Annotated in this window: 22 protein-coding genes; 9 read left to right on the plus strand and 13 right to left on the minus strand. The window is 67.4% G+C overall.

What is annotated here, in order from left to right:
• Window positions 1-41 precede the first annotated feature (41 nt).
• Together A6A04_RS15345 and A6A04_RS15350 are read left to right on the plus strand one after the other, a co-directional pair.
• Window positions 42-809 carry an NAD kinase gene (locus tag A6A04_RS15345; RefSeq protein WP_068494399.1) on the plus strand — a complete coding sequence of 256 codons (768 nt, stop codon included), beginning with the start codon at window positions 42-44 and terminating at the stop codon, window positions 807-809.
• Window positions 809-1,855, plus strand: coding sequence for an AbrB family transcriptional regulator (locus tag A6A04_RS15350; protein WP_068494401.1), 1,047 nt, complete (start codon window positions 809-811; stop codon window positions 1,853-1,855). The genes A6A04_RS15345 and A6A04_RS15350 overlap by 1 nt, the downstream gene beginning before the upstream one ends.
• Before the next feature lie 57 nt (window positions 1,856-1,912).
• Here the strand turns inward: A6A04_RS15350 and A6A04_RS15355 are convergent, their stop codons facing one another.
• The 5 genes from A6A04_RS15355 to cobT all read right to left on the minus strand — a co-directional run bounded on the left by A6A04_RS15355 (window position 1,913) and on the right by cobT (window position 5,328).
• Window positions 1,913-2,350, minus strand: coding sequence for a phasin family protein (locus A6A04_RS15355; protein WP_068494402.1), 438 nt, complete (start codon window positions 2,348-2,350; stop codon window positions 1,913-1,915).
• A 122-nt stretch (window positions 2,351-2,472) separates the two neighbouring features.
• Complete coding sequence (gene proC, locus A6A04_RS15360; protein ID WP_068494404.1) at window positions 2,473-3,261, minus strand: pyrroline-5-carboxylate reductase; 789 nt, start codon at window positions 3,259-3,261, stop codon at window positions 2,473-2,475.
• Window positions 3,262-3,277: 16 nt separating this feature from the next.
• Complete coding sequence (locus tag A6A04_RS15365) at window positions 3,278-3,784, minus strand: type III secretion system chaperone family protein (protein ID WP_068494406.1); 507 nt, start codon at window positions 3,782-3,784, stop codon at window positions 3,278-3,280.
• A gap of 161 nt (window positions 3,785-3,945) precedes the next feature.
• Window positions 3,946-4,281: an accessory factor UbiK family protein gene (locus A6A04_RS15370; protein ID WP_245651224.1), complete on the minus strand. Its 336-nt coding sequence runs from the start codon at window positions 4,279-4,281 to the stop codon at window positions 3,946-3,948.
• A gap of 27 nt (window positions 4,282-4,308) precedes the next feature.
• Window positions 4,309-5,328, minus strand: a complete 1,020-nt coding sequence (gene cobT, locus A6A04_RS15375; protein ID WP_068494408.1) for a nicotinate-nucleotide--dimethylbenzimidazole phosphoribosyltransferase — start codon at window positions 5,326-5,328, stop codon at window positions 4,309-4,311.
• 56 nt (window positions 5,329-5,384) lie between these two features.
• Between cobT and cobS the strand changes: the two genes are divergently transcribed.
• The 6 genes from cobS (at window position 5,385) to A6A04_RS15405 (ending at window position 11,536) form a co-directional block, all read left to right on the plus strand.
• Window positions 5,385-6,182 carry an adenosylcobinamide-GDP ribazoletransferase gene (cobS, locus tag A6A04_RS15380; RefSeq protein WP_068494410.1) on the plus strand — a complete coding sequence of 266 codons (798 nt, stop codon included), beginning with the start codon at window positions 5,385-5,387 and terminating at the stop codon, window positions 6,180-6,182.
• Complete coding sequence (locus tag A6A04_RS15385; protein ID WP_068494412.1) at window positions 6,179-6,787, plus strand: histidine phosphatase family protein; 609 nt, start codon at window positions 6,179-6,181, stop codon at window positions 6,785-6,787. The genes cobS and A6A04_RS15385 overlap by 4 nt, the downstream gene beginning before the upstream one ends.
• Before the next feature lie 220 nt (window positions 6,788-7,007).
• Complete coding sequence (locus A6A04_RS15390) at window positions 7,008-9,008, plus strand: methyl-accepting chemotaxis protein (protein WP_245651225.1); 2,001 nt, start codon at window positions 7,008-7,010, stop codon at window positions 9,006-9,008.
• A gap of 61 nt (window positions 9,009-9,069) precedes the next feature.
• The gene (locus A6A04_RS15395) at window positions 9,070-9,369 is read left to right on the plus strand and encodes an STAS domain-containing protein (RefSeq protein WP_068494417.1); all 300 of its coding nucleotides are present in this window, start codon (window positions 9,070-9,072) and stop codon (window positions 9,367-9,369) included.
• A complete protein-coding gene (locus A6A04_RS15400; RefSeq protein WP_156612639.1) occupies window positions 9,366-10,070 on the plus strand; it encodes an ATP-binding protein in 705 nt (234 codons plus the stop codon). The genes A6A04_RS15395 and A6A04_RS15400 overlap by 4 nt, the downstream gene beginning before the upstream one ends.
• A gap of 83 nt (window positions 10,071-10,153) precedes the next feature.
• Window positions 10,154-11,536, plus strand: coding sequence for a DUF4139 domain-containing protein (locus tag A6A04_RS15405; protein WP_245651226.1), 1,383 nt, complete (start codon window positions 10,154-10,156; stop codon window positions 11,534-11,536).
• A gap of 2 nt (window positions 11,537-11,538) precedes the next feature.
• Here A6A04_RS15405 and A6A04_RS15410 read toward each other — a convergent pair whose 3' ends face one another.
• From A6A04_RS15410 to A6A04_RS15430, 5 genes are all read right to left on the minus strand, one after another.
• The gene (locus tag A6A04_RS15410; RefSeq protein ID WP_068494421.1) at window positions 11,539-12,357 is read right to left on the minus strand and encodes an alpha/beta hydrolase; all 819 of its coding nucleotides are present in this window, start codon (window positions 12,355-12,357) and stop codon (window positions 11,539-11,541) included.
• A 68-nt stretch (window positions 12,358-12,425) separates the two neighbouring features.
• Entirely contained in the window at window positions 12,426-14,360 is a 1,935-nt protein-coding gene (gene acs / locus A6A04_RS15415; RefSeq protein WP_068494423.1) for an acetate--CoA ligase, read from the minus strand.
• 153 nt (window positions 14,361-14,513) lie between these two features.
• Window positions 14,514-14,843: a Rieske (2Fe-2S) protein gene (locus A6A04_RS15420; RefSeq protein ID WP_245651227.1), complete on the minus strand. Its 330-nt coding sequence runs from the start codon at window positions 14,841-14,843 to the stop codon at window positions 14,514-14,516.
• Window positions 14,840-15,253, minus strand: coding sequence for an EVE domain-containing protein (locus A6A04_RS15425; RefSeq protein WP_068494425.1), 414 nt, complete (start codon window positions 15,251-15,253; stop codon window positions 14,840-14,842). The genes A6A04_RS15420 and A6A04_RS15425 overlap by 4 nt, the downstream gene beginning before the upstream one ends.
• On the minus strand, window positions 15,253-15,528 hold the full coding sequence (locus A6A04_RS15430; RefSeq protein ID WP_068494427.1) for a YciI family protein: 276 nt from the start codon (window positions 15,526-15,528) through the stop codon (window positions 15,253-15,255). Before A6A04_RS15430 ends, A6A04_RS15425 begins: the two co-directional genes overlap by 1 nt.
• Before the next feature lie 127 nt (window positions 15,529-15,655).
• Here A6A04_RS15430 and A6A04_RS15435 point away from each other — a divergent pair, with 127 nt between their 5' ends.
• Window positions 15,656-16,063 carry a bacteriohemerythrin gene (locus A6A04_RS15435; protein WP_068494428.1) on the plus strand — a complete coding sequence of 136 codons (408 nt, stop codon included), beginning with the start codon at window positions 15,656-15,658 and terminating at the stop codon, window positions 16,061-16,063.
• A 96-nt stretch (window positions 16,064-16,159) separates the two neighbouring features.
• On the opposite strand, the gene A6A04_RS15440 is transcribed toward A6A04_RS15435, so the two are convergent.
• The 3 genes from A6A04_RS15440 to asnB are packed head-to-tail and all read right to left on the minus strand — an operon-like array spanning window position 16,160 to window position 19,707.
• Window positions 16,160-16,690: an invasion associated locus B family protein gene (locus A6A04_RS15440; RefSeq protein WP_068494430.1), complete on the minus strand. Its 531-nt coding sequence runs from the start codon at window positions 16,688-16,690 to the stop codon at window positions 16,160-16,162.
• Between the two features lie 28 nt (window positions 16,691-16,718).
• Window positions 16,719-17,747, minus strand: a complete 1,029-nt coding sequence (ppk2, locus tag A6A04_RS15445; protein ID WP_082914965.1) for a polyphosphate kinase 2 — start codon at window positions 17,745-17,747, stop codon at window positions 16,719-16,721.
• A 40-nt stretch (window positions 17,748-17,787) separates the two neighbouring features.
• A complete protein-coding gene (asnB, locus tag A6A04_RS15450) occupies window positions 17,788-19,707 on the minus strand; it encodes an asparagine synthase (glutamine-hydrolyzing) (protein WP_068494432.1) in 1,920 nt (639 codons plus the stop codon).
• Between the last annotated feature and the right edge of the window lie 5 nt (window positions 19,708-19,712).

Consider the following 19,712-nt stretch of genomic DNA (forward strand, 5'->3'; position numbering starts at 1 on the left):
GGCTGTATACTCGCCTTTCGCTTCCCGCCTTCGAGGCTGTCATGAATTTCTCCTCCATCGCCTTCGTCGGCGCCGAGACCGAGGCCGCCAAGGCGGCGCTGGGTCGGCTGAAGGACCGCTATCCCCATGTGGCGCCCGAGGAGGCCGACCTGATCGTCGCCCTGGGGGGCGATGGTTTCATGCTGGAAACCCTGCACCGCTTCATCGCCCGCAAGGTTCCCATCTACGGAATCAACCGGGGATCGGTGGGCTTCCTGATGAATGCCTTCCGCGAGCACGGCCTGATCGAGCGGCTGTCCAAGGCCCAGACCGTCACCCTGCATCCCTTGCGCATGAAGGCCAGGACCGGCGCGGGCGAGGTGGTGGAAGCCCTGGCCATGAACGAGGTATCGCTGCTGCGCGAAACCCGCCAGGCCGCCAAGCTGCGCATTCGCGTCGATCACAAGGTGCGCCTCGACGAGTTGATCTGCGACGGCATCCTGCTGTCGACCCCGGCGGGCAGCACCGCCTACAACCTGTCGGCCCATGGCCCCATCATCCCGCTGGGGGCGGGCATCACCGCGCTGACCCCCATCAGCCCGTTCAGACCCCGGCGCTGGCGCGGCGCCCTGCTGCCCCATACCGCCAAGGTGCTGTTCGAGATCCAGGAAGCGGGAAAGCGGCCGGTCAGCGCCGTGGCCGACTATACCGAGGTGCGCGACGTGGTCGAGGTGGAGGTCAGCGAGGACCGCTCCTCGCACCTGACCCTGCTGTTCGATCCCGAGCATAACCTGGAAGAGCGCATCATCGCCGAGCAGTTCCTGCCGTGATGGCCGCCCCTTGGCGGCAATGGCTGCTGGGGCTCGGCCTCGGCGGCGCGGGCGGAGCGCTGTTCGCCGCCCTCGACCTGCCGCTGCCCTGGATGCTGGGCGCGCTCGCCGTCACCACCGCCGCCTCGCTGTCGGGCCTGGGACCGGCGGTGCCCCCGCCGCTGCGCGCCACCATGATCGGGGTGCTGGGCCTGATGCTGGGCAGCGCCTTCACCCCCGACCTGCCCGAGCGGGCGGCACGCTGGAGCACCAGCCTGGTCGTCCTGTTCCTTGCCATGGTGGCCACCACCGCCCTGGTGGTGGCCTATCTGCGCCGCGCCGCCGCCATGGACCCGGTCACCGCCTATTTTTCCGGAGCCCCCGGCGGCATCAACGAGATGGTGATCACCGGCACCGCTCTGGGCGGCGATGAACGCACCATCGCCTTGTCCCATTCCCTGCGCATTCTGCTGATCGTGTTCACCGTGCCGTTCGGCTATCGCCTGATCGCCCATGTCCAATCCATCCCCATGGCGCAAAGCATGGGAAGCCTGGCCGATCTGGCGGGCACCGACGCCCTGGCGCTGCTGGCCAGCGCCATCTCGGGCGCCCTGATCGCGAAGCTGATCCGACTGCCCGCCTGGCCGCTGACCGGCCCCATGCTCATGAGCGCCGGGCTGCATCTGGCCGCCCTCAGCGCCGCCAGACCCCCGGCGGAACTGGTGATCGTCGCCCAGGTGGTGACCGGCGCCTCCATCGGCGCGCGCTTTCGCGGCCTGGGATGGTCCGAGGTGGCGGCGATGGTTCGCCCGGCACTGGGGGCCACCGCAGTGATGCTGGTAGTGTCGGCGGCGGCGGCGGCCGGGCTGGCGGCGGTGTCCGACCTGCCCTTTCCCGCCCTGCTGCTGGCCTTCGTGCCCGGCGGCATCGCCGAGATGTGCCTGGTGGCCCTGGCGCTGGGCCAGGACGTGGCCTTCGTCTCCACCCATCACATGATCCGGGTGGTGCTGGTGATCATGCTGGCGCCACCCGCCTTCCACCTGCTGCAGCGGATGGGGGGAAAATAAAATGGCCGCCCCGTTACCGGGGCGGCCATCCGTTCGTTCACCGGAAAGCGGCGAAGATTACTTCTTGCCGGCCTTCACGAACACCTCACGGGCCTCGTCGAGGCTCTGGGTGAAGCGCTTGTTCAGCAGGTCGAAGGCCTCGGAATTGGCCTTGGCGATCATCTCGGCCAGCTCGCGGGCATTGCCCAGGGCGCGCTCGAAGGCGTCCTTGGCGAACTCGGCCTGCTTGGCGGCCTTGTCCTGGGGGGTGCCGGGCTCGGCGAAATCCTTGGAAACCTGGGCCACTTCGTCCATGGTCTGGCGCAGGATCTCGACCTGACGCTTCACCACGTTCTGCAGGCCCTCGAAGGCCAGCTTGTTGGCCTGGGTCAGCGCTTCGATGTTCTTGCGCTGATTGGCAACGATGGTCTCGACATCCACGCCGGGGACCTTGAAGTCACCCAGGTACTTGCTGACGTCGAAATCGAAAAACTGTTCAGTCTGCTTGGCGGCCATTGTGGCGTCTCCAACCGAGAGGGTTTTGTGCGGTGCAGCGAACATAATCTCGCAGGTGCGAAAGAGTCAATCAGACTCAACCGCTTTGTGACGAAATATACTAAGGATGCATATTTATACTGTCATCCGGCAAGTTCCCGCCCTCGCCGGACGGCAGCCTCCACCGCTTGATTCATCAGGCCGGGCAGGCCGTTACTGTCGGCCATCAGCACCCCCAGGGCGGCAGCGGTCGTACCACCCGGGCTGGTGACATTCTGGCGAAGCTGCGCAGCGCTTTCCGATGATTGCCGCAGCAACTCGCCCGATCCCGCCACGGTGGCACGGGCCAGACGCACCGCCAGATCCTCGGGCAGGCCCTGGGCCACCCCCGCTTGGGCCATGACCTCGGCCAGCAGGAACAGGTAGGCCGGGCCGGACCCCGAAACGGCGGTGACCGCGTCCATCAGGCTCTCGTCCTCGATCCAGCCGACCTCGCCCACGGCCGAGAGCAGCGTTTCGGCCAAGAGGCGCTGGGCGTCGCCGATGCCGGAACCGGCACAACAGACGGTGATGCCGCGCCGCACCGCCGCCGGAGTATTGGGCATGGCGCGGATAATGGCGGCCGACGGGCCGAGATGGGTCCGGAAGAAGTCGATGGGCTTGCCCGCCGCGATGGACAGGAACACCGCGCCCTGGAAGCGCGCATAGGGGGGCAGGACCTGGGCCATGACCTGGGGCTTGACCGCCAGCACCACCACATCGGGATTGAACCCGGCCGGAATGGCGGCCTGGTCGGCCATCACGGCGACGCCGAGCGCGGGCAGGGCGGGTTCCACCACCACCATGTCGGCGGCGGCGATGCCCTGGTCCAGCCAGCCCGACAGCAGGGCCGAGCCCATCTTGCCGCAGCCCACCAGCAGAATCTTGGTCATGTCGAAAACTCCGGGATCACGCCTCGCCGGCGGTTTCCAGCAGCGAGGCGGCGACCGCCTCGCGGGCGGACTTGCCGCCCCAGATCACGAACTGGAAGGCGGGATAGAACCGCTCGCACTCGGCGACGGCCAGATCCATCAGATCCTCCACCTGTTCCGGCGACAGGCCGGCACCACCGGCCAGCAGCGAGGTATGGCGGAACATGGGCACGCAGTCCTCGTCCCATAGACCGAAATGGCCCAGCCACAGCTTCTCGTTGATCAGGGCCAGCAATTCGCAGATGGCGGTGCGCTTGGGCGTGGGCACCTTCATGTCGAAGGCGCAGGTGAAGTGCATGGCCCCCATATCCTCGCGCCAGGCGAAGTATAGGGAGTAATTGCACCACTGGCCGGGAACCTCGGCGGCCAGTTCTTCATCGCTGCGGCGATCGAAAGCCCAGTCATTGGCGGAAACGATCCGTTCGACCATATCGACGGGATTGGCAGCCGGGTCGTCGTCCCCATAAGCGGCGGTTAAGGTCATGCCTGAGCCCTCCTTGGCATGGCTACCGTCCGGTGCCGGACCTGAATCAAACCCTTGTGTTTGGTTCACAAGCGTTCACACAAGGGCTAGCCAACCACACGCCCCGATTCGGCGCAAGGCATTATTGAGTCTGTATTTGTGAATTTTTGTGGATAACCAGATCAGGTCTTTGGCTTGGGCGGTGCCTTGGCCTTGGGCGCCGTCCCCTTGGGCGCGGCGGCGGCTTCGGCCAACAGGGCCTCCAGCGCCGCGACCCGCGCCTCCAAAGCCTCCTGCTCCTCGCGCGCCTTGGCGGCCATGGCGCGGACCACCTCGAACTCCTCGCGGGTCACCAGATCCAGGCTGGCGGTGACACGCTCGAACTGCTGGCGGACCATGGCTTCCATTTCGGCCTTGAGGCCGGACAGGGCGCCCATGGCGCCGCCAGCCACCCGGGCCAGGTCGTCGAAGAAGGGGTTTTGGCTTTGCATGTCGGCCTCGCGTCTGATGGTCGGCATCCATTATGGCCGCCGTCCCCGGCTTTGTCACTTTTCTCCGGCGTCGCTGACCCCGGCCTCGGCGAAGGTGGCCATGCCGGTGTGGCAGGCCACCGCCGCCCGCACCAGCCCCACCGCCACCGCCGCGCCCGAGCCCTCGCCCAGGCGCATGCCCAGGTCCAGCAGCGCCGCCTTGCCCAGCCGCTCGATCAGGCGGCGATGGCCGGGCTCCACCGAGACATGCCCCACCATGCAATGATCGAGCGCCCCTGGGCGTTCCACCGCCAGGGCCGCCACCGCCGCCGTGGTGACATAGCCGTCCAGCAGCACCGGCACCCGCCGCAGCCGCGCCGCCAGAACGGCCCCCGCCATGGCCGCCAGTTCACGGCCGCCGAGGCAGCGCAGGATGTCCAGCGCCGACTGCCCGCCATGGCGGGCGACGCCCTCGGCCACCACCTGGATCTTGCGCGCCAGGGCGCCGCCCTCGACACCGGTGCCGCGCCCGGTCCAGTCCGCCGCCTCGCCGCCGAACAGGGCGCAGGACACCGCCGCCGCCGGGGTGGTGTTGCCGATGCCCATCTCGCCGATCACCAACAGGTCGGCATCGGCGGGAACCGAGTCCATGCCCGCCTGGACCGCCGCCACGAACTCGGCCTCGTCCATGGCCGGTGCTTGTGTGAAGTCGGCGGTGGGGCGGTCGAGATCGAGGGACAGCACCTCCAACTGCACGCCGAAAGCGCCGCACAACTGGTTGATGGCGGCGCCGCCGCGCTGGAAATTGGCGACCATCTGCACCGTCACCTCGGCGGGAAAGGCCGAAACCCCCAGCGCCGCCACGCCGTGATTCCCGGCATAGACGCGGGCGACCGGCCGCTCAAGGCGGGGCGGGTGGCACCCCTGCCAGGCGCACAGCCAGGAGGATAACTCTTCCAATCGTCCCAGCGAGCCGCCGGGCTTGGTCAGTTGCGGCTCGCGCGCCGCCCACAGAGCCTGGGCGGCGGCATCGGGTCCGGGCAGGTCGGCCAGGACGGTCCGCAAGGACGATACGCTAGAAATAGATAAATTCAAGGGAGCGCTCCACCAGATATTGCGTCACCGTCAGGCTCGTCCTATAAACCAGGATGATGAGCGAGTCACCTGTCAACATCTCTTCGCCACCGCCGCCGCCCCCTGGGAACTGGCTGGCCGAGCTTCATCTCGCCGCCAGTTTCATGACCCGGCTGCCCCTGCCCGATCCCGGCTATGTCCCGGGCGGCCTGGCGCCCGCCATGCGGACCTTCCCGCTGGTGGGAGCCGGAGTGGGGCTGGCCGCCGGACTGGTGGGGGCGGCGTCGGCCGCGCTGTTGCCACCCCTGGCCGCCGCCCTGCTGGCGGTGCTGGCCGGGGTCCTGATCACCGGAGCGCTGCACGAGGACGGATTGGCCGATCTGGCCGATGGGCTAGGCGCGCGAGGCGACACCCAGCGCCGCCTGGAGGTCATGCGCGATTCCCGCACCGGCGCCTATGGCGTGCTGGCCCTGCTGTTCTCGGTGGGGCTGCGCGCCGCCGCCCTGGCCGCCCTGGGTGGCGGCTGGGCCATGGCAACCGCGCTGGTGGCCTCCGCCGCCCTGTCGCGGGCGATGATTCCGGCGGCCATGCAGATTCTGCCGCCCGCCCGGCCCGATGGACTGGGCGCCGGAGCGGGATCGCCCGATGCCACGGTTGCCGCCACGGCGGCCGCCATCGGCCTCGGCCTTTGTATCCTCTGTCTCGGGTTGGGCGGCGCCTTGGCGGCGGCACTGGCGGCGGTGCTGGGCAGTCTGGCGGTGGTCCAGGTGGCGCGACGCGCCATCGGCGGATATACCGGCGACGTGCTGGGCGCGGTGCAGCAGGTGGCGGAACTCTCCATCCTGCTGGCCGTGGCCGGGATGGTGCGGCCGTGACCCAGACCGCGACCCGCTGGTGGCTGCTGCGGCACGCGCCGGTCCCTTGCCCATTCGGCCGCATCCACGGTCGGCTGGACGTGGCCTGCGACACGTCGGAGGACGAGGTCTTTCGCGCCCTCGCCCGCATCCTTCCCATCAACCCGGTCTTGGTGGAAAGCGGCCTGATCCGCTGCCGCCAGACGGCGGGCGCCCTTGAAGCCGCCGGCCTGCTGCTGCCGCCGCCCATCGTCGAGCCCGATCTGGCCGAGCAGGATTTCGGCCGCTGGCAGGGCCGCAGCTGGAGCGACCTGGAGGCCGCCAAGGACCCGGACCTTGCCGCCTTCTGGCGCGACCCGGCCACCGCGACCCCGCCCGGGGGAGAGAGCTTCGCCGCCGTGATCGAGCGGGTGACGCCGGCGCTTCTGGGCCTCTCCGCCGCCCATCCCGGCCGCGACCTGCTGGCCATCGTCCATGCCGGGACCATCCGTGCCGCCCTGGCCCAGGCCCTGGAGCTGTCCGCCGCCCAAGCCCTGCGCTTTTCGGTCCACCCCCTCTCCCTGACCCGGCTGGATTTCACCGGTGAGGGGTGGCGGGTCGAATGCGTCAACGCCTCGTCTCAATGACAGGCCTATTCCTTCGCATTGGCACATGCGTCGCAGGGTGGGGAAATTTCGGATTTCGCTACTTCTAAAGAGGTATGCGCAAAGCCTCTTTTTGACTTGCGCCAAGACTTCGATCGCGGGACAAATACAAAACAACTTGGCCGTCTGCGATACGGGGTCCACGATGCATTCTCTTCTAAGAAATCTTCGTCTCAGCTCGCGGATTGGACTGGCGATCTTATTGCCAGTTCTGGGCATGCTGGTCTTTTCCGGCATCGGCCTGACCGAAAAGATCGGCTTCGCCCAGAAGATGGAGCAGTTGGAGGACCTGGCCGCCCTTGGCCCCACCATTGGCACCCTGGTCCATGAACTGCAGAAGGAACGCGGCATGTCGGTGGGCTTCGTCGGCAGCAAGGGCGCCAAGTTCGGCGACCGGCTGCCCGGCCAGCGCAAGGAATCCGATCTCCGCCTCGGCGCCTTGACCTCGGCCCTGCGCAAGTTCGATTCGCCGGAAACCGGTGCCGGGCTGAAGGCGGCCATCACCGCCGCCACGGCCGGACTGGAAACTCTGGCCGCCCGGCGCTCGGCGGTGGATGGACTGGGCCTCTCCCAGGCCGAAACCGCCGCCTACTACACCGCCACCATCGGCAAGCTGCTGGCGGTGGTCGAGCAGATGGCGGTGATGGGATCGGATGTGCGGCTGTCCAAGGCCATCACCGCCTATACCCAGCTGTTGCACGGCAAGGAGCGGGCGGGCCAGGAGCGCGCCACCGCCTCGGGCGGCTTCGGCGGCAAGAAGTTCGAAGCCGCCATCCATCGCCGCTTCACCCAGTTGATCGCCCAGCAGGACACCTATTTTGCCACCTATGCCATCTATGCCAATGATGACCAGCGCCAGGCCCTGACCACCGCCCTGGCCGACCCCATCACCAAGGAGGTGGACCGCATGCGGACCATCGCCATGGACAGCCCGTTCACCGGCTCCACCGGCGAGGTCGAAGCCCCGGTCTGGTTCGATACCATCACCAAGAAGATCGATCTGCTCAAGGCGGTCGAAGACAAGGTGGCCTCCGAGCTGATCGCCCTGGCGGGCTCCATCCGCGCCGAGACCGAACGGGCGCTGACCACCTATCTGATCGCCACGGTGGTGCTGCTGGCCGCCGGTATTGGTATCGCCTGGATGATCGCCGCCGATATCTCGGGGCCGCTCAGCAAGATCATCACGGGCATGAAAATCCTCTCCAAGGGCGATCTCGACCATGAGATCGAGGGGGGGGACCGCCATGACGAAATCGGCGACATGGCCCGGGCGGTGGAAACCTTCCGCCAGGGACTGCTGCGCGCCGAGGACCTGACCCGCCAACAGAAGGCCGAGCAGGAGGCCAAGGACCGCCGCGCCAAAGTGATCGACGGCATCCTGGGCCAGTTCAACTTCGAGGTCGCCGAGGTCCTGGAAACCATGGCCGCCTCGGCCACCGAGCTGGAGGCCACCTCGCAGACCATGTCGGCCACCGCCGAGGAAACCTCCAACCAGGCGACCGTGGTGGCCGCCGCGGTCGAGGAGATGGCGGTCAACATGCGCACCGTCGCCTCGGCCGCCGATCATCTGTCGGCCTCGGTTGAAGCCATCAACCATCGGGTCGCCGATTCGGTCCATATCGCCGAAAGCGCCCGTCATCGCGCCCAGGAGACCAATGTCTCGGTGCGCGGCTTGTCCCATGCGGTGACCAAGATCGGCGAGGTGGTGACCCTGATCAACGACATCGCCGCCCAGACCAATCTGCTGGCATTGAACGCCACAATCGAGGCCGCGCGGGCGGGGGATGCCGGCAAGGGCTTCGCCGTGGTCGCCAACGAGGTCAAGAACCTGGCCAACCAGACGGCGCGGGCCACCGACGAGATCACCGCCCAGATCAATTCGGTTCAGAACGAAACCCGCGCGGCGGTGAACGCCATCACCGAGATCACCGGCATCATCGAGCAGATGAGCGAGCTGTCATCGGGTATTTCCTCATCGGTTTCCGAACAGGATGCCGCCACGTCGGAAATCGCCAACAATGTGTCGCAGGTCTCCCAGGGCGTCGACGAAGTCAGTTCCAACGTGGTCGGGGTCAACCAGGCGGCGGGCGAGACCGGCCATGCCGCCTCGGACGTGCTGGAAGCGGCGCGGACGGTCGCGGAACGGGCCACCACCCTGCGCCAGCAGGTGGATACCTTCCTATCAAATATTCGCGCCGCCTGACCCTTCGGGGGATCGACCGGATCGACCGGATGCGCTAAGACTTCGTGGGGAGATTCGTCAGATGCAATACACCACCAAACGCAATGGCAGCCAGATCCAGGCCTCCCTGTCGGGGCGACTGACCTTTGCCGATGCCGCCCAGTTTCCGCAATTCGTCGATCAGGTCGCCAAGGGCGCCACGGTGTGCGAACTCGACCTGGCCGGCCTGACCTTCATCGACTCCACCGGTATGAGCCTGTTCGTCCACGTCTACGATGCCGCCCAGGAGTCCGGCCTGAAGGTGGTGGTTCGCAATGCCCAGGGCATGGTGGCCGATACCTTGCGGCGCGCCAGCTTCGACACCTTGTTCGAGTTCAAGTGAGCGGCCTCGACTTCCTCAATCTAGGCGTGGCCGAGGCGGAATTCGACCGAATCCGCCGCCGTATGCTCGATCTCAACCGCAGCCTCTCCGGCCGCCGCATGGTGGCGGTGTTCGATGGCCGCGCCCCCGGCGGCCCCGCCGCCAGCCTGACGCAGACCGCCGATATCTTCATCGACGCCTCTTGCGACGGCCATGCCGCATTCGAACTTCCCACCCCGGCCGATCTGGTGATCCGGGTCTCCACCCTGACCGCCATCGATACCGATCTGTCCGACGCCCTGGTGGCGGCGGTCAATGCCCGTGGCGACCAACGCCTGCACAGCACCGACATGGACATCCGCTGCGCCGTGCAGGAAGCCATCGGCAATGCGGTCATCCACGGCAATCTTGGCCTGGACGGGTCCATGCGGGCCGATCTGGCGGGACTGCGGATTTTCGCCGAGGCCATGGAGAAACGCCGCGGTGATCCGGCACGGGCCTGCCTGCCGGTCACCATCATCACCCGCACGCGCGGGACCGAGTTGGAGGTTTCCATCGAGGACCGGGGCCGGGGCTTCAGCCCCCCGCTGACCCGTCCCACCCGACCACCGCCGGTAGCGGCGGGCGGCTTGGGCCTGGTGATCATTCACCGTTGCTGCAGCAAGGTCGGCTTCGGCCTGGGCGGGCGGCGCATCACCATGACCTTCTCCGCCGCCCCCTGACCCCGACCCGGGCGACGGATCGGCCTTTTTCCCGCCCGATTCCCGGTGCACCATGATGCCCCATCCCTTCCGGTGAGGCCGCCATGCGCATCCTGCCCGTTGTTGCCATTTGCCTTGTCCTGCCCCTGGGCGTCCATGCCGCCGAGATGGCCCCCTCGCCCGGGTCCATCGTCCTGACCGTGTCCCAGAACGGCAGCGCCCTGGTCCAGGACCGCCGCCCTATCACGGCAGAACGAGGAGCCGGCACGCTGGTCTTCGAGGCGGTGGCGCGCGATGCCCTTGCCAGCAGCGCCATGCTGACCGGCACCGGCCTCCGGGTCCTGGAGCAGGGCTTCGACCTGGACGGACTTTCCCCCGAACGGCTGCTGGCCGCGTCGGTGGGACGCGAGGTCACCCTGGTCTGGCAGGATGGCGGCGGAGCGGAGCGGAATGAACGGGCCAAGGTCCTGGCGGCCCGGCCGCAACCGCTGTTCCTGGTGGCGGGCAAGGTGGTCAGCGGCACCCCGGCCCGCATCCTGTTCGACGCCCTGCCCGCCGGGCTGCGCCCCGGCCCAGCCTTCCGTGCCGCCATCGAAGCGGAAGCGGCGGGACCACGAGAGGTGGAGCTGACCTATCGCACCACCGGCCTGGGCTGGAGCAGCGACGCCAGCGCCGAACTGTCCGCAGACCGCATGACCCTGACCCTGTGGGCCAGCATTACCAATGCCAGCGGCGCCGATTACACCGACGCCCGGTTGCGGCTGCTGGCCGGCAGCCCCAACCAGGCCCCCGAGCCCGACCGCGCCCAGCCCAAGGTGATGCGCGCCATGGCCATGACCGCCGCTCCAGCGGCCGAACCGGTCCGCGAGGCGGTGGGGCCCTATCACCTCTATACCGTAGAGCGACCGCTGACCCTGAGAGACGGCGAGACCCGGCAGGTGCCGCTGCTGAGCGCCCGCTCGGTGCCCATCACGCGGGAACTGGTGCTGGAGCCCCAGCCGGTCCCGGTCCATCAGGCGCGCCAGTCCGACAGCCGCGACCTTCACCCGGTGCAGGTGATCGAATTCGCCAATACCTCCGCCAATGGCTTGGGCAAGCCCTTGCCGGGCGGCGTCATCCGGGTGGGCGAGCGCGGCCGCGATGGCCGTCTGGTGCCGCTAGGCGAGGACCTTTTGCCCCCGCTGCCCGAGGGGCGCAACGGCCGCATCTCCCTGGGGCAAGCCTTCGATGTCACCGCGCGCCGGGTGCAGACCGATTTCCAGCGCCTGTCCCCCGACAGCACCGAAACCGCCCAGGAAGTCCGCCTCGCCAATGGCGGCGACCATGCCGCCCCGGTGACGGTCATCGAGGCGCTGCGCGCCGACTGGACGATCCTTGAGGAAAGCCAGAAGCATTCCCGCGACTCCGCCGCCACCGTCCGTTGGCGGGTGGACGTGCCCGCCAAGGGCGAGGCGGTGCTGCGCTACCGGGTGCGGACCAAGGGATAACCCTACTGGCCTCGGCGGGCGATGAAGTCGATGACCTTCTCGCCCGCGCCGTGGTCCCACAGGTCATTGTGATGGGCGGTCGGAATAAACAGGCCTTCCTTCGCCTCGGTGGATGTCGCGGCCAGCAGTCGGCGCGCCATCTCCACCGGCACGGTCTCGTCGCGCTCGCCATGGACGATGAGCAGCGGCACCCTGAGCCCCGCCATCTTGGACAGATTGTCGAAGCGGTCGGAGATCAGCAGATGCGGCAGCGGCGGCACCACGTAAGGAGGCGCCAGATCGGGAATGGAGGTGAAGGGGCATTCCAGCACCACCAGCATGGGGTCCATCAGCCCGGCCATCTCCATGGCCACCCCGGCCCCCAGGGATTCTCCGTAAAGCACGATCTTCGAGGCGGGCACGCCGCGCGACAGCAGCCACTGGACCACGGCGCGGCCATCGGCATAGAGCCCCTTCTCGCTGGGCCGCCCCGGCATGCCGCCATAGCCGCGATACTCGGCCAGGAAGACCCCAAACCCGGCATCCAGCAGGGAGCGGGCCTTGAAGGCGCGCGACGCGATGGTTCCGGAATTTCCGTGGAAGAACACCACCGTGGGATTGCCCGACTGCTTGGGCGGCGCATACCAGCCGCCGACCGGCCAGCCATCCTCGGCCTTCAAGGGCACCGGCACCATCTCCGGGACATCGGCCTCGGCCGGGTCGGAACGGGTCTGCTCCGGATGGTAGATCATGCCACGCTGGTTGAGCGCGAGCAAAAGGACGAACAGCAGGTACAGCCCGCCGAATGCCGCGAAAGCCAGAAGGATGATCTTGAAGGCCATACTGTCCCCATCAAAGAGAAAGGGGCCCGCGGATCGCTCCACGGGCCCCCTGAGCCTCTACACGCCGATCAGACCCGATTCATGCGGTTTTCGACCAGATCGTCAACCACCGTGGGATCGGCCAGGGTGGAGGTATCGCCCAGCGCGCCGTAATCGTTCTCGGCGATCTTGCGCAGGATGCGGCGCATGATCTTGCCCGAACGGGTCTTGGGCAGGCCCGGCGACCACTGGATCAGGTCGGGGCTGGCGATGGGGCCGATTTCCTTGCGGACCCAGTTGACCAGCTCCTTGCGCAGTTCCTCGGTCGGCTCCTCGCCCTGGATCAGGGTGACATAGGCATAGATGCCCTGGCCCTTGATCTCGTGCGGATAGCCGACCACGGCGGCCTCGGCCACCTTGGGATGGGCGACCAGGGCGGATTCCACCTCGGCGGTGCCCATGCGGTGACCGGATACGTTGATCACGTCGTCGACGCGGCCGGTGATCCAGTAGTAGCCGTCCTCGTCACGACGGGCACCGTCACCGGTGAAGTAGCGGCCGGGATAGGTGGTGAAGTAGGACTGCTTGAAGCGCTCGTGATCGCCCCACAGGGTGCGCATCTGGCCCGGCCACGAATCGGCGATGCACAGATTGCCCTCGGTGGCGCCCAACAGCTCCTTGCCCTCGGCATCCACCATCAGCGGAACCACGCCGAAGAACGGACGAGTGGCCGAACCGGGCTTCAGCGGAGTGGCGCCGGGCAGCGGGGTGATCAGGATGCCGCCGGTCTCGGTCTGCCACCAGGTATCGACGATGGGGCAACGGCCGTCGCCGACCACGCGGTGATACCAGGTCCAGGCTTCCGGATTGATGGGCTCGCCCACCGAACCCAGCAGGCGCAGCGAGGCGCGGCTGGTCTTCTTCACCGGCTCCTCGCCTTCGCGCATCAGCGAACGAATGGCGGTGGGCGCGGTGTAGAAGATGTTGACCTTGTGCTTGTCCACCACGTCCCAGAACCGCGACACGGTCGGGTAGTTGGGGATGCCCTCGAACATCAGGGTCGTGGCGCCGTTGGCCAGCGGGCCATAGACGATGTAGGAGTGGCCCGTCACCCAACCCACGTCGGCAGTGCACCAGTAGATGTCGCCGTCATGATAGTCGAAGACGTACTGGTGGGTCATGGAGGCATAGACCAGATAGCCGCCGGAGGTGTGCAGCACACCCTTGGGCTTGCCGGTGGAGCCGGAGGTGTAGAGCAGGAACAGCGGAGCTTCGGCGCTCATCTCGACCGGGGTATGGGTCGGAGCGGCCTTGGCCACCAGATCCTCGTACCAGCTGTCGCGGCCGGTCACCATGTGAACGTTGCCGCCGGTCCGCTTGACCACGACCACGTTCTTCACCGACCAGCAGGTCTCCAGCGCCTTGTCCACATTGGCCTTCAGCGGCACCTTGCGGCCGCCGCGCAGACCTTCGTCGGCGGTGATGACGATGGAGGAATCGCAATCCTGGATGCGGCCGGCCAGGGCGTCGGGCGAGAAGCCGCCGAACACGATGGAATGCACCGCGCCGATGCGGGCGGAGGCCAGCATGGCCACGGCGGCCTCGGGAATCATGGGCAGGTAGATGGTGATGCGGTCACCGGCCTTGACGCCCAGATCGGTCAGGGCATTGGCCAGACGGCACACCCGCTCGTGCAGGTCACGATAGGTGATATGGGCGGATTCGCTGGGATCGTCGCCTTCCCAGATGATGGCGGTCTGGTCGCCGCGCTTGGCCAAGTGGCGGTCCAGGCAGTTGGCGGCCACGTTCAGGGTGCCGTCCTCGTACCACTTGATGTGCACATCGCCGTTATAGGACACGTCCTTCACCTTGGTGAAGGGCTTGATCCAGTCGATACGCTTGCCGTGCTCGGCCCAAAAGCCCTCGGGATCCTTGATCGACCGGTCATACCATTCATGGTAGGTCTTCTCGTCGATCAGGGCACTCTTGGCGGTTTCAGCGGGAATCGGATAAACCTCGGACATTTCGGGGGTGTCTCCCTTTTCTGATTTGACCCAAGCTCGGCGGCGGCCGGCACGGGGTGTTCCCCATTACTGCGGGTGACGATTATGTTCGACTCGGGCGAGGGACACAAGCCCGCTCGAATGGGTAGGAGGTACGCTGTCACGGAATGATCATCAACCCAGGGTCCTGATCTCGCCGTCCACCACCTCGAGCGGAACCGCCTCCAGCCTGCGGCCGTTGCAGGGACCGCGCACGCACAGCCCCGTCTCGATTTCGAACAGGGCGAAATGATTGGCGCACAGGATCGAGGTCTTGAAGATGTCGAGGAAGGCGTCGTCCTCGATGTTCAGCGGCGCCCCCACATGGGGACAGGAATTGACATAGCCGAACACCTCGTCTCCCTGGCGGACCACGAAGATCCGCCGCTTCTCGCCGCCGAGCATGACCTTGAATTCGCGGGCGCCGGGATCGGGAATGGAATCCAGGGGACAGAGGGTCTTCAAGCCTCGACCCCCGCCAGGCCGCAGATGATCCGCCACGACTCCTCGTCCACCGGCGTCACCGACAGGCGCGACTGGCGCACCAGCGCCAGATGGTCCAGCCGGGGATCGCCCTTGATCTGGGCCAGGGTGACCGGTGTCTTCACAGGCATCAGCGCCTTGAAATCCACCACCACCCATTTGCCCTCGGGATCGGTGGGATCGGGGTAGGATTCTCCCACCACCTCCACCACCCCGACGATGCGCTTTTCTTCCACCGAGTGATAGAAGAAGGCGCGGTCGCCCCGGCGCATGGCCTTCAAATTGGCCGCCGCCTGATGATTGCGCACCCCGTCCCAGTACTGGACACCCTTCTTGACGTGATCATCCCAGGACCATGCGGTGGGCTCGGACTTGACCAGCCAGAAGGCCATCAGGGGAAGACCTTCTTAAACGGCGTGATGGTGACGCTTTCGAACAGTCCGGCCTTGGCATAGGGGTCGGCGGCCAGGAAGGCGTCGAGGCTGGCGCGGTCGGGGAAGTCGATCACCAGCAGGCTGCCGACCATGCCCTGGCGATCCTCGGTCTGCAGCGGCCCGGCCAGCACCACCTTGTCGATATGGGCCTTGATGAACTCAAGATGGGCGGCGCGGTTGTCCAGGCGGACCTGAAGGTGGCCGGGCTTGTCCTTGCAGTGAACGGCGAACATGCGATCTGTTTCCTTGGGCTGGAATTGACCGGGCAAGCGTAGCGGAAAATCGCCCGGGCAGGGAAGCATGCATCCACCGTTTCCCCGGCGGCCGTCCTCGGGTAAGCTCGCGGGTGGGAGGAGTAGGATGTCTATCGCCTGGGATGAGTCTCTCGCACTCGGCGACCCGGTCATCGATGACGACCACCGCCGCATGATCGGCCTGATCGCCCTGCTGGAAGCGGCGGCGCGGGGCGAGCTCGGTCTGGACGCCACCGGCCGGGTGCTGGACGACTTGACCGAACTCTGCCGCGAGCATTTCGCCCGCGAGGAAGATCTTCAGCGCCGCATCGGCTTTCCCGAACTGGACAGCCATAGGATTGCCCATGCCATGCTGCAGCAGCGGCTGGAATCGACCCTGGGCCATTATCGCGACGGCGACGACGAGGTCAGGGCGGGCATCGTCCGCACCCTGGGCGATTCCCTGGCCACCTGGCTGCTCGGTCACATCACCGGCAGCGACATGGAATTCCTGCCCTTCATGGGGCGGCGATAGAATTCATCTGGATTTGGTCGAATCGAAGCCCCGTTTTGGGCTTGATCCGGCCACTCTTTCGTCATGGCCGGGCCTTGTCCCGGCCACCCACGCGGATCAGCGCTTGACGCCGCAGGCCTTGTCGGCGGCGGCCAGGGCATCGGAGAACCCGGCCAGCGGGAAGGTGGCGGTGATATCGGCCCCCTTGACGGGAGTGGCATGCATCACCGCTTCCTTGCCCCCCTTCAGCGAGGCGACGATCGCCTTGTCGGCCTTGGCGTCCTCGCCCCAGGCGCGGTCGCCCTTGGTGAACAGGCTGTGCGGCTTGGTGCCCACCCGCAATTCCACCTTGGTGTCCTTCTTGAAGCCATAGGCGCCGCTGATGCTGACCTCGTCGGTGCTCTTGCCGCCCGAACGATGGGTCACGGTCAGGAAGGTGGCGGTCTTGGCCCCCTTCTCGCCGCCCTGGACCTTGGCGGCCGGCGCGGCGAGATAGCAGGTCAAAGCTTTGCCATCGGCGAAGGTCAGGACGTCCCAGGTACCATGGGTGCCGATGCGCTTGGTGGTATCCGCGGCCATTGCCGCCCCGGCGACGGGAAGAAGGGAGACGACAATCGCCGCCGTGACGATCCGAAGGGCCTGTTTCATTCCATCCTCTATGTTGCGGGCGCCCCTTCTACAGGGTGCCACCCAGGATATGCTCGCTCTTATGCACCACATGGGCGCCCTTGCCGACGATCAGCGGGTCGGGGGCGTGCACCAGGGAGCGGTCCTTGCCGGGATAATCCACCGAGTTGAGAAAGTGAAGCATGCAGTTCAGCCGCGCCCGCTTCTTGTCGTCGGACTTGATGATGGTCCACGGCGCGTCGGCGGTGTCGGTGTAGAAGAACATGGCCTCCTTGGCCTCGGTGTATTCCGCCCACTTGCCCAGCGACGCCTTGTCGATGGGCGACAGCTTCCATTGCTTCAGCGGGTCGTTCTCGCGCGACTTGAAGCGGCGGCGCTGCTCGTCCTGGGTGACCGAGAACCAGTATTTGTAGAGCTTGATGCCCGAGCGCACCAGCATGCGCTCCATCTCGGGGGTCTGGCGCATGAATTCCAGATATTCCGCTGGACTACAGAATCCCATCACCCGCTCGACCCCGGCGCGGTTGTACCAGGAGCGGTCGAACAGCACCATCTCGCCCGCGGTGGGCAGGTGCTGGATGTAGCGCTGGAAGAACCATTGGCCGCGCTCGACCTCGCTGGGCTTTTCCAGCGCCACCACGCGGGCGCCGCGCGGATTGAGGTGTTCGGTAAAGCGCTTGATGGTGCCGCCCTTGCCCGCCGCGTCGCGGCCCTCGAACAGCAGCACGAATTTCTGGCCGCTTTCCTTGGCCCACAACTGCACCTTCAGCAGTTCGGCCTGCAGCGCCGCCTTCTTCTCCTCGTATTCCGCCCGGCCCATCCTGGACTTGTAGGGATAGGCGCCGGTTTCGAAGGCGTGGCGAATGGCCTCGGGGTCATGGCGCATCTCGGCCAGTTCGTGCAGCGCCTGGGCGGTGGGAGTGGACGGCGCGGCGGGGGGCTTGGCCCGCGGCGTCGGCTTGGTCGTCTTGGTGGCGGCTTTCGGGGCGGCGGGCTTGGGCGCGGGCGCCGTTTCCTGGGCCGAAGCCTCGACGACGGCGGCAGCGGCGGACTTGGTCTCGTCTTCCGGATGGATCATGATTTCCCCCAGCGATCTTATATGCTTGGGCTCAAGTCTATCAGGCCCGGCGCCCCTGCTCCAGCCAGGCCTGAAGCATGAGGACCTGCCAGATTTCGCTTTGCCAGTTCTTGGCGCCCGAGCGCTGCTCGCTCCAGCAGCGCGCCACCAGCGACGCGTTCAGCCAACCCTGGCGGCGCAGCCGGTCCTCGGCCAGCAGGTCGTCGGCCCAGTCCTTCAGCCGCCCGCCTAGCCAGCGGCGCAGCGGCACCTCGAAGCCCATCTTGGGCCGGTCGACCAGGGCGCGGGGAACATGGCGATACAGAACCCGCCGCAGCACTGCCTTGCCGGTGCCGCCGTCGATCTTGAGGCCGGTGGGCAGGCTCCAGGCCAATTCGGCCACGGCGGGGTCAAGGAAGGGCAGCCGCGCCTCCAGCGAGGCGGCCATGGTGGCGCGGTCGGTCTTGACGCACAGATCGTCGGGCAGATAGCCCAGCACGTCGAGCAGCATGGTGGCCAGGGCGGGGTCCGTCACCGCCGGGGTCGGCGCGTCGAACAGGCAGGGCTTGGCGCCAGCGCTTGGCACCAGGTCGGGCATGCCGCGCCAGCGGGAATAATGCAGCCCCAGCAGCTTGGCTAGGCTGTCGGCCCCCAGCCGCTCGGCGGCGCGGCCCAGGCGGTAGCCGGGATGGCTGCGTCGCTTGGACAAGGGCGCGGCCAGGGCGGCAAGCCCCTCGGCCGGGGCCGCCAGCCATCGCGCCCCCAGCGCCCCCAGGCGCCGCAGCGGCCGGGGGGTGGCGGCCAGCCCGCGCCAGTCCCTGGGGATGGAACGGTAAATGCCGTAGCCGCCGAACAATTCGTCGGCGCCATCGCCCGACAGCGCCACCGTCACCTGCCGCCGGGTGACCTGGGCCAGCAGGGCGGTGGGCAGGGCGGCTTGGTCGGCGAAGGGCTCGTCATACATCCAGGCCAGGCGCGGCACCTGCTCCAACGCTTCGGCATCGGTGATGCGCACTTCGGTATGAAGGGTGCCGAGATGGTCGGCCACGGCGCGGGCATGGCGGCTTTCGTCCAGCCCGTCCTGGTCGAAGCCGATGGTGAAGCTGTGCACCGGCGCGCCGGACAGCTGACGCATCAGGGCGGCGGTGATGGACGAATCGATGCCGCCCGACAGGAACAGCCCCACCGGCACATCGGCCTGCATGCGCAAGCCCACCGAGGCCCGCAGCAACTCCTCCAGCCGGTCGGCGGCCTGATCCGCCGTGCCGGTGAAGCGGCCCTCCACCGCCCGCGCCGTCGCCACCGCCGACCAATAGGGCGCAAGCGACGCCTCGCCGCCCCGCACCGTCATCACCGTGCCGGGTTCCAGCTTGCGGGCCTGGGCGTAGATGGTGTGCGGCGCCGGAATCCAGCCCAGCCGCAGATACAGCCCCATTGTGTCGCGGTCCAGGGTGCCGTCCCAGGCGGGATGGGCGGCCAGGGCCTTCAACTCGGAACCGAACAGCAGGCTGCCGCCGCACCGCGCCCAATACAGCGGCTTCTCGCCGAAACGGTCGCGGGCCAGATACAGCACCCGGTCGCGGCGGTCCCACAGGGCGAAGGCGAACATGCCGTCGAAGGCGGCCACCGCCGCCTCCACCCCCCAGGCGGAAACCGCTTCCAGCAGCACCTCGGTGTCGGAATGGCCGCGCCAGGCGATGGCGGGGTCGAGCCGCGCCTTCAGCGCCGCGTGATTGTAGATTTCGCCGTTGAAGCTGATGACCCAGCGGCCATCATGGGAGTCCATGGGCTGATGCCCCTGGGGGCTGAGATCAAGGATGGCGAGGCGGCGGAAACCCAGCGCCAACCCGGCTTGCTCATCCACCCAGGCGCCGTCGTCATCGGGGCCGCGATGGATCAGGGTGGCGGCCATGGCCGCCACCACCCGCGCCCGCTCGGGGGTTGTTCCGGTGATGTCGAGGAATCCGGCGAAGCCGCACATGGAAG

The sequence above is a fragment of the Paramagnetospirillum marisnigri genome (assembly GCF_001650715.1).
Classification (GTDB): Bacteria; Pseudomonadota; Alphaproteobacteria; order Rhodospirillales; family Magnetospirillaceae; genus Phaeospirillum; species Phaeospirillum marisnigri.

Bases quoted from the DNA above. Each gene is read 5' to 3' on its own strand.
- A6A04_RS15345 (WP_068494399.1), top strand. From the start codon at position 42: ATGAATTTCTCCTCCATCGCCTTCGTCGGCGCCGAGACCGAGGCCGCC.
- A6A04_RS15350 (WP_068494401.1), top strand. From the start codon at position 809: ATGGCCGCCCCTTGGCGGCAATGGCTGCTGGGGCTCGGCCTCGGCGGC.
- A6A04_RS15355 (WP_068494402.1), bottom strand. From the start codon at position 2,350: ATGGCCGCCAAGCAGACTGAACAGTTTTTCGATTTCGACGTCAGCAAG.
- proC (WP_068494404.1), bottom strand. From the start codon at position 3,261: ATGACCAAGATTCTGCTGGTGGGCTGCGGCAAGATGGGCTCGGCCCTG.
- A6A04_RS15365 (WP_068494406.1), bottom strand. From the start codon at position 3,784: ATGACCTTAACCGCCGCTTATGGGGACGACGACCCGGCTGCCAATCCC.
- A6A04_RS15370 (WP_245651224.1), bottom strand. From the start codon at position 4,281: ATGCCGACCATCAGACGCGAGGCCGACATGCAAAGCCAAAACCCCTTC.
- cobS (WP_068494410.1), top strand. From the start codon at position 5,385: ATGAGCGAGTCACCTGTCAACATCTCTTCGCCACCGCCGCCGCCCCCT.
- A6A04_RS15395 (WP_068494417.1), top strand. From the start codon at position 9,070: ATGCAATACACCACCAAACGCAATGGCAGCCAGATCCAGGCCTCCCTG.
- A6A04_RS15405 (WP_245651226.1), top strand. From the start codon at position 10,154: ATGCGCATCCTGCCCGTTGTTGCCATTTGCCTTGTCCTGCCCCTGGGC.
- A6A04_RS15410 (WP_068494421.1), bottom strand. From the start codon at position 12,357: ATGGCCTTCAAGATCATCCTTCTGGCTTTCGCGGCATTCGGCGGGCTG.
- acs (WP_068494423.1), bottom strand. From the start codon at position 14,360: ATGTCCGAGGTTTATCCGATTCCCGCTGAAACCGCCAAGAGTGCCCTG.
- A6A04_RS15425 (WP_068494425.1), bottom strand. From the start codon at position 15,253: ATGGCCTTCTGGCTGGTCAAGTCCGAGCCCACCGCATGGTCCTGGGAT.
- A6A04_RS15430 (WP_068494427.1), bottom strand. From the start codon at position 15,528: ATGTTCGCCGTTCACTGCAAGGACAAGCCCGGCCACCTTCAGGTCCGC.
- A6A04_RS15435 (WP_068494428.1), top strand. From the start codon at position 15,656: ATGTCTATCGCCTGGGATGAGTCTCTCGCACTCGGCGACCCGGTCATC.
- A6A04_RS15440 (WP_068494430.1), bottom strand. From the start codon at position 16,690: ATGAAACAGGCCCTTCGGATCGTCACGGCGGCGATTGTCGTCTCCCTT.
- ppk2 (WP_082914965.1), bottom strand. From the start codon at position 17,747: ATGATCCATCCGGAAGACGAGACCAAGTCCGCCGCTGCCGCCGTCGTC.
- asnB (WP_068494432.1), bottom strand. From the start codon at position 19,707: ATGTGCGGCTTCGCCGGATTCCTCGACATCACCGGAACAACCCCCGAG.